The organism is Horticoccus luteus, assembly GCF_019464535.1.
Classification (GTDB): Bacteria; Verrucomicrobiota; Verrucomicrobiia; order Opitutales; family Opitutaceae; genus Horticoccus; species Horticoccus luteus.
Window position 1 is genome coordinate 2,071,642 of record NZ_CP080507.1, and the last position, 14,223, is coordinate 2,085,864.

Below are 14,223 nucleotides of genomic sequence, written 5' to 3' on the forward strand. Positions count from 1 at the left end.
GTTCGCTCCCGCGCGCGTCTCATCATCCCGTCGCCCAATCCTGTTTTTCCCATGCTCGCTGATTTCCGCGCCGCCGTCCGCCAGCTCGCCAAGTGCCCCGGCTTCACCGCCGTCGCCGTCCTCACCCTCGCGCTCTGCATCGGAGCCAACAGCGCCATTTTCTCGGTTCTCAACGCGATCCTCCTCAAGCCCTACCCGTGGCCCGAATCCGAGCAGCTCGTTTACGCCAACAACACCTACCCGCTCATGGGTCTGCCCGACGCCGGCGTGTCGATTCCCGACTACCTCGACCGCCGCACCGCGAAATCCTTCGTCGACGGCGCGATCTATTCCGGCACCTCCGTCAATCTCGCCGCCGAAGGCACCGCCCCCGAACGCATCAACGCCCTTTCCGCTTCGCCTTCCCTCTTTCCGCTCCTTCGCGTTCCCCCGCTCCTCGGGCGCACGTTCACGGAAAACGAAACCGATCCCGGCGCGCCCCGCTCCGCCGTGCTCAGCTACGATCTCTGGCAAAACCGCTTCGGCGGTGACCGCGCCATCATCGGCCGCGACATCCGGCTCAACGGCGAACCCGTCACCGTCGTCGGCGTGATGCCGCCCGGCTTCTATTTTCCCAGCCCGCGCACGCAGCTCTGGATTCCCTTTCGCATTACGCCCGCGCAGCGCACCGACGACGAGCGCGGCACCGAATTTTCCAACTTCATCGGCCGCCTCAAGCCCGGCGTCTCCCTCGCGCAAGCCCAGGCCGAACTCGACGCCCTGCAATCCGCGCTCGCCGCGCGCCTCCCCGCCCTCGCGCCGTTTTGGAAGTCGTCCGGCTTCGCGCCCCACGTCATCGGCTTTCTCGATTTCAACGTCTCCGGCGTGCGCGCCATGCTCTGGTTCGTGCAGGCCGGCGTCGTCGCCGCGCTGCTCATCGGCTGCGCGAATGTCGCCAGCCTCCTCCTCGCTCGCGCCATGAGCCGCGAACGCGAACTCGCCATCCGCGCCGCCCTCGGCGCCTCCCGCCGCCGCCTCGTGCAATTGCTCCTCACCGAGAGCGTTGTCCTCTTCCTCGCCGGCGGCGCGCTCGGCCTCGTCGTCGCGTTGTGGGGCATCAGCGCCCTCAACCACCTCGGCCTCGATGCCATGCCCCGCGGTTACAACGTCGCGCTCGATGCCCGGGTGTTTGTCTTCACCCTCGTCTGCGCGCTCGCCAGCGGCCTCGCCTTCGGCGCCTTCCCCGCGTGGCAGGCCGCCAGCGGTCGCGCCGTCGATGCGCTCAAGGAAGCCGGCACCCGCGCCACCGCCAGCCGCCGCCACCTCTGGCTGCGCAGCGGCCTCGTCGTCGCGGAGATCGCGCTCTCCCTCATGCTCGTGGCCACCGCCGCGCTCCTCGTGCGCAGCTTCGCGCGCCTTCAGAACGTCAACCCCGGCTTCAACCCCGCCCACGTCCTCACCGCCCAACTCGCGTTGCCCGCCACGAAATACCCTACGCCTGAAAAACAGGCCGCCTTCGCCGACGCCGTGCTCGCCCAAATCCGCGCCCTTCCCGGCGTCACCGCGGCCGGCCTCACCACCACGTTGCCTTTCTCCAACACCAACAGCCAGAGCTCCTACAACATCGTCGGCTACACGCCTCCCGCCGGCCAGCCGCAGCCGCACGGCCAGGTGCGGCAGGTCACGCCCGGGTATTTTGCCAGCCTCGGCATCCCCCTGCTGCGCGGCCGCCTCATCGATGAACGCGATACCGCGGCCCGCGCCAACGTCGTCGTCATCGACCACTTCCTTGCCGACCGCTACTTCGCCCATCGCGATCCCGTCGGCGCCCATCTCAAAGATGACGATGGCACCAAGGACTGGGAGATCGTCGGAGTCGTCGGCACCATCAAAAATGCCAACCTCGACCAGCCCACCGCCAAGGAAACGCTCTATTATTCCTTCGCCCAATCTCCCGCGCGCAACGTCGCCCTCACCGTCAAAACCGCGCGCGACCCCGCGACGCTTATCGCGCCGCTGCGCCAGACCGTGCTCGCGCTCGACCCCGAGCAACCGCTGTTCGACGTGAAACTCATGACCGAGCGGATCGACGAAGCGCTGGTGCGCCGCCGCGCCCCCATGCTCCTCATCGGCATCTTCGCCACCGTCGCGCTCCTCCTCGCCGCGCTCGGGGTCTACGGCGTGCTCGCGTTTGCCGTCGGCCAGCGCACCCCCGAGATCGGCGTCCGCATGGCGCTCGGCGCCCAGCGCGGCGACATTCTCCGCCTGATCCTGCGCCAAGGCACGACGCTCATCGCCGTCGGCCTCGCGCTCGGCCTCGCCGGCTATCTGGCCGTGAGCCGCCTGCTCGGCCAGCTCCTCTACGACGTCGCGCCGACGGATCCCTTGACCCTTCTCCTCGCCCCCGCGCTCCTCGCCGCCGTCGCCCTGCTCGCCAGTTTTCTCCCCGCCCGGCGCGCGACCAAAGTCGATCCGTTGATCGCGCTCCGCTCCGAGTAGCCCGCGCCTCATCCGCCGCCTCCATCCCATTCATGGGACCGCCCCGTTTCACTTTCGCTCTCAACGCCCCGCACCGCGTGCGGTCCGCAAATTTTATCTATCGATTGATTAGCTACTAACGCGCCTCGCGCGAATCCGGCATCGCGCCTGCAAGGAAGTTCCCCGCCGACGCCCGTCGCGTCCGCCTCGTCCAACTGCCCCTCCCATGTTTCTCGAAAGCTTTGCCCAAGACGTCCGCGTCGGTCTCCGCGTGCTCGTCAAAGAAAAGGGCTTCTGCGCCCTCGCCGCTGGCGTGCTCGCGCTCGGCATCGCCGCCGTCGCCACCCAGTTTGCCGTCGTCGACGGCGTGCTCCTCCGCGGTTTCGCGTTCCACGATCCCGAGCAACTCACCGACGTCCAACTCGTCGACCCCACCAATTTTTCGCCGTCGAATTTCAACTCGCGCGTCACCACCGCCGACTTCGCCGAGCTCAAGGAGCAGCAGCGGTCCTTCTCCGCGTTCGTCGCTTATCTCAACGGCTCCACGGTCAACCTCACCTACAACGGCCATCCGCAACGTCTCCAAGGCGGCTACATCACCTACGATTTCTTCCGCGCCCTCGGCGTCGCCCCGTCGCTCGGCCGCGATTTTCTGCCGGAGGACGATCGGCCCGGCGTCACGAAAGCCGTCATCCTGGGCGATGCCCTTTGGAAACGCGATTTCGGCGGCGACCCCGGCGTCATCGGCCAGACCGTCCGCGTCAATGGCCGCGCTGGCGTGATCGTCGGCGTCATGCCGCCCAAGTTCGCGTTTCCCGCCAACGAGCAGCTCTGGATTCCCGTCAACACCGAGTTCCCCGTGCGCCCGCGGAACGATCGCAACATCAACTTCGTCTCCATCATCGGCCGCCTGAAGCCCGGTGTTTCCCTCGCCGCCGCCAACGCCGAGATGATGACGCTCGCCCGGCACTTTTCCGTCACGTATCCGGAGAACAAACAGTTCAGCCTCGGCTGGGTGCGCCCGCTCATCGGCGCCTTCACCGGCCCCCAACTCTCCGGCCTTCTCTACACGATGCTGGCGTTCTGCCTCGGCGTCCTGCTCATCGCCTGCGTCAACGTCATGAACATGCAGTTCGCGCGCGCCACCTTGCGCGCGAAAGAGCTCGCGGTCCGCTCCTCACTCGGCGCCACGCGCATCCGCCTCATCCGCCAGATGCTCACCGAGAGCCTGCTCCTCGCCGCCATCGGCGCCGTCGTCGGCATCGCGCTCGCCGCGTGGAGCATCGAGTGGGTGGACCGCGCCGTGCACAACCTCAACAACCCCATCCCGGCCTGGATGACGTTTCACCTCGATCTGCCTGTGCTCGTGTGCGTCGTCGGAGCCACGGTCTTCGCCGCCGTTATCTCCGGTCTGCTCCCCGCGCTCATGGCCTCGCGCGCCAACGCCGGTGAAGTCCTCAAGGAATCCGGCCGCGGCAACACCGGCCGCCTCACCCGGGTCGTCACCAAAGGCCTCGTCGTCTTCCAAATCGTCGTCACGTGCATCCTGCTCATCGGCTCCCTCCTCCAGCTCCAGTCCATCCTCCGCCAGCAACGCACCGACTACGGTTACGATACCTCCAGCGTCCTCTCCGCCCGCCTCGGGCTGATGGAAGGCGACTACCCCACCAACGACTCCCGCCTTCTCTTCTACGACAAGCTGCTCCGTGAACTCCGCGCCACCTCCGGCGTCGAATCCGCCGCCTTCACGAACCGTTTCCAAATGGTCTTCGCCGGCAACGGCACCATCGAAATCGAGGGCCGCGAATATAAAACCGATCAAGACCGCCCGCGCGCCAATTTCGAAAACGTCACCGACGGCTACTTCGCCACCCTCGGCCAGCGCCTCCTCGCCGGCCGCGATTTCACGATGGACGACACCGATCCGAAAAACCCCGTCGCCATCGTCAACACCACCTTCGCGCAAAAATTCTTCGGCCACGAAAGCCCGCTCGGCCGCCGCTTCCGCCCCGTCGGAGGCAACGGCACCATCTTCGACCCCTGGCGCACCATCGTCGGCGTCGTCTCCGATGTGCGGATGCTCCCGCCCTTCAACAATCCCAACCTCACCGACAACACCGGTTTCTACACCCCCTTCAACAGCTTCATCTACGGCGACGGCCAGCCCGCCATCAACGGCCTCCAGTTTGCCACGATCGTCGTGAAACCCCGCGGTGGTGGCCGCCCTGAAGCGTTCGACGCCGCCCTTCGCCGCGCCGTCAACCGCATCGACCCCAACCTGCCGCTCTACTTCGTCGGCACGCCGAAAACCAACATCGATGCCCAGCTCTCGGGACCGCGCGTCATCGCACTCATGTTCACCGTGTTTGGCGCCATCGCGATCATCCTCGCCTCAGTCGGCCTCTACGGCGTGACGTCTTTTTCCGTCAACCAACGCACCCAGGAATTCGGCATCCGCATGGCGCTCGGCGCCGACCACCGCACCATCCTTCGCATGGTTCTGCGCCAGGGCGCCGCCCAGATCGGGCTCGGCCTCGCGCTCGGGATTCTCCTCGCCCTCGCGATCGCCCTCATCGCGCGCGACGGCATCACGAATTTCCTCTTCCAGATCAGCCCGCACGATCCGCTGACCTACACCGCCGTCGCCCTGCTCCTCGCCGGCGTCTCCTTGCTCGCGACCCTCATCCCCGCCCGCCGCGCCACCCGCGTCGATCCCATGGTCGCCCTCCGCGCGGAATAACCAAGCTCCACCCTCCAACCTCCCAAGAAACTCCAACTTTCACTCATCACCCGCGATCCTTGGTCATTGCTCGATCTTCTCCGGAGCTTGGATGTTGGCGCGTGGTGCTTCTTCCGCCCCCACCCCGCCGTCCGAAATCGTAATCCGTCATGCGTCACACCCTTCGCATCCTCGCCAAATCCCCCGGTTTCTCCCTCGTCGCCATCCTCGCCCTCGCCCTCGGCATCGGCGCCAACACCGCCCTCTTCAGCGTCACCGACGCCGTCTTCCTTCGCCCGCTGCCGTTCGCTCAACCTGCGCAGCTCGTGCGTCTCGCGTCCACCGATGCGCTCCACGGTTTCGATCGCGCCCCGTTTTCCCTCCCGCGATTTGAGGCCGTGCGCGAAAACCAGCAGGTTTTCCGCGACCTCGCCTGCGGCATTTTCACCGCCTTCACTCTCACCGGCCGGGGAGATCCCGTCCAAGTGCAGGGCTTCATGGCCTCGCAGGACTACCTGCCCACGCTCGGCCTCCAACCGCTTTTCGGCCGCAATTTTTCCGCCGCGGAAGACCGGCCCGGCGGCGCCCCCGTCGTCCTCGTCAGCTACAACTTTTGGCGCCAAACCTTGCACGCCGACCCCGCCGCTCTCGGCCAGTCGCTCACGATCGACGGCCAGCCTCACACCGTCATCGGCATCCTGCCTCCGGCGCTCTCGAGCATTCCGTTCAACCAAGTGGAGCTCTGGACGCCCCGGCCCGCCGAAGTGCCGTTTCTTCAACCTTCGCAACTCGAGGGCGGAGGCTTCTTCTTCCAAGTCATCGCCCGTTTGAAGCCCGGCGTCTCGCTCGCGCAGGCGCAGGAAAACATGAACGTCATCGCCGCCGCGTATCGCGCGGCGCACCCGTCGAATTCCGACGCTCCCAGCCACCTCGACGCGATTCCCCTCCTCGATGATCTCGTGGGCGATCAGCGCTCGACCTACGCCCTCCTGTTCGGCGCCGTCGGGTGCGTCCTGCTCATCGCCTGTGCCAACGTCGCCAATCTCCTCCTCGCGCGCTTCTCCGCGCGCCGCAAGGAGCTCGCGCTGCGGCTGGCCCTCGGCGCCACCCGTGGGCACATCGTGCGCCAATTGTTGCTGGAAAGCACCGTCGTCGCCCTGCTCGGCGGCGCGCTCGGCGTCCTGCTGGCCCGCTGGGGCGTCGATGCGTTTGTCCGCCTTGGCCAGAATTTCATTCCGCGCTCCCAGGAAATCTCCGTCCATCTGCCCGCGCTGCTGTTCACCCTCGCCCTCGCACTCCTGACCGGCATCGGTATGGGACTCTTCCCCGCGCTCCATGCCGCCCGCACGCCGAGCGGTGACGCGTTGAAAGACGCCGGGCGCGGCTCCTCCGGCGGCCCCGCGCAAGGTCGCCTGCGGAGCGCCCTGCTCGTCGCCGAAATCGCCCTCTCGCTCGTTCTCCTCATCGCCGCCAGCCTCCTGCTCACCAGCTTCTCGCGGCTCCAACGCGTGTCGCCCGGCTTCGATCCCGATCACGTGTTCATCGGCTTCGTCAATCTCCCGCCCGCGAAATATCCCAACGCCACCGCACTCTCCAATTTCTACCTGCACCTGCAGCAACGGCTCGCCGTGCTGCCCGGCGCGAAAGCCGTCGCGCTGGCCGATTCCCCGCCCCTGAGCGGCAACAGCGGACCCGCGCCCATCGCCGTCGTCGGCCATCCCGTCCCGCCGCTCAGCGAACGCCCCAACGCGCTCCGCCATCTCGTCACGCCCAACAGTTTCGCCACCCTGCGCATTCCCTTGCTCCGCGGTCGCGATTTCAACGAACGCGATCTTCCCGGCAGCCCGGAAACCGTCATCATTAACGAAGCCTTCGCCCGGCAGTTTTTCCCCGGCGAAGATCCGCTGGGGCGCAAGATCATCACCGGCATGGCGCAGAAAACCGCCGAGATCGTCGGCGTTGTGGGCGACACCCACACCCTCGACCTCACCACGCCACCGCGCGCCGAATATTTCCTCCCCGCGCTGCAACGCGGCGAAACGTTCACCTCGATCCTCGTGCGCACGGAGGGCGATCCCGCGGGCTTCGCCGCGTCGGTTCGCGCCGCGCTGCACGAAGTGGACGCCGACCAGCCACTGATCGGCGGCCAGCCGTTCGCGCAACTGATCGCGCGCACCTTCGCGGCCCGCCGTCTCGTCATGCTGCTGCTCGGCGCCTTCGCCGGGCTCGCGCTCATTCTCGCCGGCCTCGGCGTTTACAGCGTGATGGCCTATGTCGTCACCCAGCGGACAAATGAAATCGGCATCCGCATGGCGCTGGGCGCGACTCCTGGCGGCGTGCAGCGCCTCGTGCTCAAGCAGGGTTTGAGGCTCGTGGCGCTCGGCGTGTGCCTCGGGCTCAGCGGTGCACTCCTGCTCACCCAGTTCATGGCCAAAGTGCTGTTCGCTGTGCAGGCCGCCGATCCTCTGATTTACGCCGCCGCCGCCGCCTTCCTCGCCGTCGTGGCCGCTCTCGCGTGCTATTTCCCCGCCCGCCGCGCCACCCGCGTCGACCCGCTGATCGCCCTCCGCGCCGAATAATTTTCCGACCGGTCCAACCTGTTCGCTTAACTCTTCCTCATGCTTTCCGATCTCCGTTACGCGTTGCGCGCGCTTGCCAAATCCCCCGGTTTTGCCGCCGTCGCCATTCTCACCCTCGCGCTCGGCATCGGCGCGTGCACCGCGATTTTCTCCGTCGTCAACAGCGTGCTGCTGCGGCCGCTCGCCTACGATGAGTCGGACCAGCTTGTCATCGTCCGCGAGACCGCGCTCCCGCAGTTTCCCGAATTCTCCGTTGCCCCGGGCAACTACTACGCGTGGCTCGCGCAGGCGCAAAGCTTCGAAAATCTCGCGGCGTTCCGCAGCGCGCCCTATAACCTCACCGGCCGCGGCGAACCTCAGCGGCTCGCTGCCAAACGCGTCACCGCAAACTACCTCGCCACGCTGCGCGTCCACCTAGCCCTCGGCCGCGACTTCACCGCCGAGGAGGATGCTCCCGGCGCCAAGGCCGATGTCGCCCTCCTCACGTGGGGCTTGTGGCAGCGGCTGTTCGGCGGCCGACCCGACGCCCTCGGTGCCACGCTTCAACTCGACGGCACGCCGTTCACCATCATCGGCATCCTCCCGCAGGATTTCCAAGCCGACTCGAAAACCGAGCTGCTTACGCCGGCGGCGCTTCCCACTGACGAACGCGAGCAGCACGGCGGCCACTACCTCAGCGTGGTCGGCCGGTTGAAACCCGGGACCACCGTCGATCAAGCGCGGGCCGATCTCACTCTCATCGCGCACCGGCTCGAACAGCAATTTCCCGACACGAACAAGAACTGGGGCGTCAAACTCGCGCCGATGCTCGACTACGCCGTGGCCGACATCCGCCCGGTGCTCTTCGCGCTGCTCGGCGCGGTCGGTTTCCTCCTGCTCATCGCGTGCGCGAATGTCGCCAACCTTCTCCTCACCCGCGCCACCGCCCGGGCGAAGGAAATTTCCATTCGTGCCGCTCTCGGCGCCGGCCGCGGTCGCATCGTGCGCCAGCTGCTCGTCGAAAGCATTGTCCTCGCCGCCCTCGGCGCCGCGCTCGGCCTCCTGATCGCGCAGTGGGGGATGAGCGCGCTCCTGGCTTTCGCGCCCGACTCTCTTCCACGCGTGCACGAGATCGCGCTCGACGGACGCGCCCTCGGCTTTACTTGCGCGCTCGCGCTCCTCACCGGCCTCGGTTTCGGCCTCGTGCCCGCGCTCCAGGCGTCGCGCGTCAATCTCACCGAAACGCTCAAAGACGCCGGCCGCGGTTCCAGCGAAGGCCGGCACCGTCAGCGCCTCCGCAGTTCACTCGTCGTCGCCGAAGTCGCCATCGCGCTCGTGTTGCTCGTCGGCGCCGGCCTGCTCATCCGCAGCTTCGCCCGCCTCCAAAACGTCGACCCCGGTTTTCAACCGCACAACGGCTGGACGATCAACCTCTCGCTCCCGCCCAAGAAATACGCCACGCCCGCGCAACAAGCTGCATTCGCCCAGCAGGCCGTCGACGCGCTCGCGGCCATTCCCGGCGTGCAGTCCGTCGGCGCGTCGCACGTCGTGCCGTTCACCGGCAGCGACTACATTCTCAGTTACACGATCGCCGGTCGCCCCGTGGATCCGAACTCCAGCGCGAACTACTACGCGACCACGCCCGGCTACTTCAAGGCGATGGGCATTCCGCTCCTGCGCGGACGGTTTTTCAACGCCCACGACGACGCCACCGCGCCGCATGTTGCGATCATCAACGAATCCTTCGCGAAAAAAATCTTCGCCGGCGAAGACCCTTTGGGTAAGCGCCTCAACATCACCAACGGCCCGGAAACGTGGCGCGAGATCGTCGGCATCGTGGGCGACGTGAAGCACTACGGGCTCGACCGCGCCTCGCCGCTGCAGACCTACGAGCCGTTCGCGCAGCAACCGTTGCCGTTTCTCACGTTCGTGGTGCGCACGAGCGGCCCCATCCCCGGCCTGCCGGCGGCGATCCGCAACGCGATCTATTCCGTCGACAAGGAACAGCCCGTCGCCCGCATCCGTGCGCTCGACCAACTACTCGCGGAGTCCGTCGCGCGCCGGCGCTTCACGATGTTTCTCTTCGCCGTCTTCTCCGCTGTCGCGCTCCTGCTCGCGATGATCGGCATCTACGGCGTGATGGCTTACACCGTCACGCAACGCACCGGTGAGATCGGCATTCGGATGGCGCTCGGCGCGCAGCCGGGCGACGTCCTTCGCCTCGTCCTCGCGCAAGGAGGCCGGCTCGTCGCGCTCGGCCTCGCCGCCGGTCTTGTCGGCTCGCTGCTGCTGACGCATTTCCTCGCCTCGATGCTCTTCGGCGTGTCCGCGCACGACCCGCTGACGTTTGCCGTCATCGCCACCACGATCGCCGCGATCGCCGCCCTCGCCTGCTGGATTCCCGCCCGGCGCGCCACTCGCGTAGACCCGCTGATCGCTCTCCGCGCGGATTAACTCACCGGCCGATTACGACTCGGGCCGGGTATGCGCCGGCCGTGCAAACACGCTCAACCAGCTGCGCCGGTGCGCACTCGTTCACCCGGCACGTCTGGCCCCGCTCAACCTCCCCCAGCCAGTCGTCGCGCCTGCTGCATTATTTCAACGCGAGATACGGCTCGATCGGCCGAAAACCCGCGACGGCGCACACGCGGTCCCGCTCGCTTTCGCTGGCAAACAGATACACCGCGTAACCGCCAAAACCGCCGCCGCAATACTTCCACGCGAGCGGCTGCACGCCATCCGGCAGAATTCCCGCCGGCCCGTCGGCCTCGCCAGGCAATGGCGCCATGCCCTCGGCGCGCTGCACCGCACTCGATTGCCGCACCGCCGCGGCCAGCAGCGCCAGATCGCTGCGCCACACCGCGTCCCTCGCCGTCGCGCCCGCCCGCGCAATCGCGGCATAGTCGCGCTCGTTCTTGCAGATGCCCGGCGTGTCGTGCGGAGCGCCCGTCCAATACAGCGCCATCCTCCCGCGAAGAAATTCACCGTTGTGCTTCAACTCGAGCACCGGCCGCGGCCCGCTGCGCCACACGCACAAGCCGCTTTCCGCGATGATCACCGGGTCCTGCCAACCCACACCGAGATCGAGTTCCGCGTTCACGCCATCGCGGCCATTAAGCAGCGCCCACGCGCCGCTGCCTCCGAGACCGGCGTTGCGTTCGTAAGGCCAGTCGCGCAACGACACTGTCGGCGAAATCGCGCAATTCACCACAAACGCGCCGTCTCGCGCGTAACGCGGCACATCCAGCCAGCCGCCGGCGAAGTCCACCCGCAGCGGTGCCGCCTCGGGCGCTCGGATGAAGCGCACAATCTGCGTCGTCGAAATCGGCGTGAACTGCGGCGGCGTCTTCGGCAGCACCACGTAACGCGCGCCCACTTCCGCGCACAGCGCTTTCTTCAACGGCGTGTATTTGTCGTCTTCCGTGACCGCGAGAATGTCGGGCCGCAGACGCAAAAAATCCGCGCGGAAATCGATCCCTTCTTCCGTGCCCGTGCCGACCACCACATCGTCCACCATGCGCAGCCCCGCGAGCAACGCCTGCTTGTGTTCGTCCGGCAGCGAGCTGCGCCGGTGCTTGTGCAGCCACAGCACGTCGGTCGACGCGAACGACACCGTGAGGTGGTCCCCCAACGCGCGTGCCTCGCGGAAAAACTGCAGGTGCCCGGCGTGCACAATGTCGTAACAACCTGAAACAAATACGCGGATCATCGCCCGCAGCGCACCGACAGAACCCGCCGCCGTCAAACACACTCCGCTCCGCAACTCAGCGCCGGCCACCGCGCCGCCGATCGGCGTCCCGATTCCGGGAATCATTCGTTCCACCGGCGGAAATTTGCCGCAGCCCCGGCCGGGTCCCGAATATTTTAAGCTTCTGATGCCGAGTAACCTAAAGCTCCGCGCTCGCGCTGGCACGCGCTTTGCAAAGAGTCACGCGCACGATGATTCAACTCCGCCACATCGATCGCGTTTATCCGCTCAAAGGCGGACCCTTCTACGCGCTGCGCCACATCGACCTTGCGATCAATGAGGGCGATTTCCTCTCGATCATGGGCCCGTCCGGATCCGGCAAGTCCACGCTCCTGCACCTCCTCGGCCTCCACGACAACGCTTGGACGGGCGAATATCACTTCGACGGCGTGGCCGTGCACGCGCTCGACAAAAAGAAGCGCTTCGAACTCCAAAAAAAGAACATCGGCTTCGTCTTTCAAAGCTACCACCTCCTCGACGATCTCACCGTTTACGAGAATCTCGAAATTCCTCTTTCGTATCGCGACATGCCGAAGAAAGAGCGCGAGAGCATCGTGTGCGACGCGCTGGACCGTTTTCACATCGTCGGCAAACGCGACCTTTATCCCAGCCAGCTCTCGGGCGGTCAGCAGCAACTCGTGGGCATCGCTCGCGCCCTCGTCGCCCGTCCGCGCCTGATTCTCGCCGACGAACCCACCGGCAATCTGCACTCCGATCAAGGTCGCGAAATCATGGAGCTCTTCCGCCGCCTCAATCAGGAGGAAGGTGTGACGATCGTGCAGGTGACGCACTCCAACGAAAACGCCACCTACGGCACGCGCGTCGTGCGGCTCGCCGACGGCGTCATCGTCCCCTGAACCTGTGGCCCCGCCCAGCCAGCTTTGTGTTGTGTGTGTTGTGTCGCTCCTCGCCGTGAAGCCGGTGTGCGGGTCCGCTGAACCGGCGCCCGGCTCCGCGCGCGAGGGCAAATTTTTCCGACTCTCCCCGCGTCTTACTTCGCCGGCCGCCGGCACCTTCCTTTCTTTGCAATGTTGACCGCCCGCACCGCGCTTCTCGTTTTCGTCGCCACCTTCACGTTCGCCGCCGCCTCGCCGGCGCAATCGCCGGCACCCGCCGCGCCCGCCGGTTCCACGCTTACCCTTCAGCAGGCGATCGCGCAGGCATTGCGCCAAAACCGCACCATCAAGGTCCAGGCCTACGATCCCGCCATCTCGCGCGCCAACGTGCTCACCGCCTACGGCCGCTTCGATCCCGCGCTCACTTTTCGCCGCTCCTACAGCGAGGATAACGTCCCGTTCTCCGCCAACCCCGTCGTGAATCAGTTGACGAAAACCGATGACTACAGCCTCACGCTCGACGGCCTCTCGCCCATCGGCACGCAATACAGTCTTGGAGCCAGCGCGGAAAACCTGCGCGGCACGTTCAACGGCTTCGCGGATAACTACGTCACGTTCGGCGGACTCACCGTCACGCAACCCTTGCTGCGCGGCTTTGGATTCGGCGCGAATCTCTACGATCTGCGCGTCGCCCGCGCCGACCGCGGCATCGCCGATTGGACTTTTCGTCAGACCGTCATCGATACGATCACCAGCGTCATCTACGCCTATAACAACCTCATCAACGCGCAGCAACAGTTGCGCGTCGCCCAGCGCTCCCGCGAACTCGCCGCCCAGCTCGTGGGCGAGAACGAAAAACGCTTTCAGGTCGGCAGCATGTCCGCGAGCGACGTCACCGAAGCCCGCGCCCGCACCGCCACCCGCGAAGAAGCCGTCATCGTCGCGGAACAAGGAGTGCGCGATTCCGACAACGCCCTCCGCCGCCTGATCGGCGAAAAAGATTTTCCGCTCAACGGTCCGCTCCTCACGGTCGAGACGCCTGACGTGCCGGCGATCACCGTCGACCCCGTGGCCGACTATCGCCGCGCCCTCGATCTCCGGCCCGACTACCGGAGTTCCCAACTCGGCGTGGCCAAGCGCGCCGCGAATCGCAGCTATGCGCGCAACCAACTTCTGCCCCGCGTGGATTTCGTCGGCAGCTACGGCTACAACGGTCTGGATCCCTCCTTCGCCGCGAGCCGCCATATGGTGGCCGACCGCGATCGCGTTTCCTACTCGGCGGGCGTCGTTGTCAGCGTGCCCCTCACCTTCGCCGACGGCCGCGGCCGCGCCCGCGCCGCCCGCCTCCAGCTCGCCCAGGCCGAAGCCGACCTCGACCGACTGGAGCAGGACATCGCACTCAACATCGCCCACGCCGCCGCCGACATCGACACCTCCCGCCGCCGCGTCGCCGCCAATCAGACGGCCTACGATCTCGCGAAACAAGCGCTCGACGCCGAGCTCAAGAAACTGCGCGCCGGCCAAAGCTCGACGTTCTTCGTGCTGAACCTGCAGGAAGAGTTGTCCTACGTCGAAACCGCTCTCTCCGCCGCCCTCGCCGCGCAACGCCGCGCCGTCGCCGCCTATGATCGCGAGATCGGCACCACGCTCGAGCGCTACCACGTCACCCTCACGCCATCCGCCGACCGCCCCGCGACGACCACGTTGGCGCACTAAACGCCCCTCGGTCGCTCCGCGCTCCGTCCTCGTCGCAGGCTAACGCGCCAGCATTTCGTCTTCCTGCCGCGGTCGACTCGTCGCAGCGGACCGCACTGGCGTTTGGTCGGAAACCTCCGCGCGTTTACCGTCCGTCACCGATCGGCGCCCCGCACGCGACGCAATGTCCTGTCGTTTCGTGCAACAAAT

The 14,223-nt window shown here is 66.6% G+C and carries 7 protein-coding genes; 6 read left to right on the top strand and 1 reads right to left on the bottom strand.

Features of this window, described 5'->3' with window-relative positions; genetic code table 11:
- Window positions 1-51: 51 nt before the first annotated feature.
- From K0B96_RS08710 to K0B96_RS08725, 4 genes are all read left to right on the top strand, one after another.
- A complete protein-coding gene (locus tag K0B96_RS08710) occupies window positions 52-2,478 on the top strand; it encodes an ABC transporter permease (RefSeq protein ID WP_220166168.1) in 2,427 nt (808 codons plus the stop codon).
- Window positions 2,479-2,683: 205 nt separating this feature from the next.
- Window positions 2,684-5,197 carry an ABC transporter permease gene (locus tag K0B96_RS08715; protein WP_220166170.1) on the top strand — a complete coding sequence of 838 codons (2,514 nt, stop codon included), beginning with the start codon at window positions 2,684-2,686 and terminating at the stop codon, window positions 5,195-5,197.
- Window positions 5,198-5,346: 149 nt separating this feature from the next.
- A complete protein-coding gene (locus K0B96_RS08720; RefSeq protein ID WP_220166172.1) occupies window positions 5,347-7,755 on the top strand; it encodes an ABC transporter permease in 2,409 nt (802 codons plus the stop codon).
- Window positions 7,756-7,794: 39 nt separating this feature from the next.
- Window positions 7,795-10,188, top strand: coding sequence for an ABC transporter permease (locus K0B96_RS08725; RefSeq protein WP_220166174.1), 2,394 nt, complete (start codon window positions 7,795-7,797; stop codon window positions 10,186-10,188).
- A gap of 139 nt (window positions 10,189-10,327) precedes the next feature.
- Here the strand turns inward: K0B96_RS08725 and K0B96_RS08730 are convergent, their stop codons facing one another.
- Window positions 10,328-11,548, bottom strand: coding sequence for an adenylyltransferase/cytidyltransferase family protein (locus tag K0B96_RS08730; protein ID WP_255558910.1), 1,221 nt, complete (start codon window positions 11,546-11,548; stop codon window positions 10,328-10,330).
- A 125-nt stretch (window positions 11,549-11,673) separates the two neighbouring features.
- Between K0B96_RS08730 and K0B96_RS08735 the strand changes: the two genes are divergently transcribed.
- Together K0B96_RS08735 and K0B96_RS08740 are read left to right on the top strand one after the other, a co-directional pair.
- Window positions 11,674-12,339, top strand: coding sequence for an ABC transporter ATP-binding protein (locus K0B96_RS08735; RefSeq protein WP_220166183.1), 666 nt, complete (start codon window positions 11,674-11,676; stop codon window positions 12,337-12,339).
- A gap of 171 nt (window positions 12,340-12,510) precedes the next feature.
- Window positions 12,511-14,034 (top strand): TolC family protein, encoded by a 1,524-nt coding sequence (locus tag K0B96_RS08740; protein ID WP_220166185.1) that lies wholly within the window; start codon window positions 12,511-12,513, stop codon window positions 14,032-14,034.
- The last annotated feature ends 189 nt before the right edge of the window (window positions 14,035-14,223 follow it).

Excerpts from the sequence above, each read along its gene's own strand:
- K0B96_RS08710 (WP_220166168.1), top strand. The coding sequence starts at position 52 with ATGCTCGCTGATTTCCGCGCCGCCGTCCGCCAGCTCGCCAAGTGCCCC.
- K0B96_RS08715 (WP_220166170.1), top strand. The coding sequence starts at position 2,684 with ATGTTTCTCGAAAGCTTTGCCCAAGACGTCCGCGTCGGTCTCCGCGTG.
- K0B96_RS08720 (WP_220166172.1), top strand. The coding sequence starts at position 5,347 with ATGCGTCACACCCTTCGCATCCTCGCCAAATCCCCCGGTTTCTCCCTC.
- K0B96_RS08725 (WP_220166174.1), top strand. The coding sequence starts at position 7,795 with ATGCTTTCCGATCTCCGTTACGCGTTGCGCGCGCTTGCCAAATCCCCC.
- K0B96_RS08730 (WP_255558910.1), bottom strand. The coding sequence starts at position 11,548 with ATGATTCCCGGAATCGGGACGCCGATCGGCGGCGCGGTGGCCGGCGCT.
- K0B96_RS08735 (WP_220166183.1), top strand. The coding sequence starts at position 11,674 with ATGATTCAACTCCGCCACATCGATCGCGTTTATCCGCTCAAAGGCGGA.
- K0B96_RS08740 (WP_220166185.1), top strand. The coding sequence starts at position 12,511 with ATGTTGACCGCCCGCACCGCGCTTCTCGTTTTCGTCGCCACCTTCACG.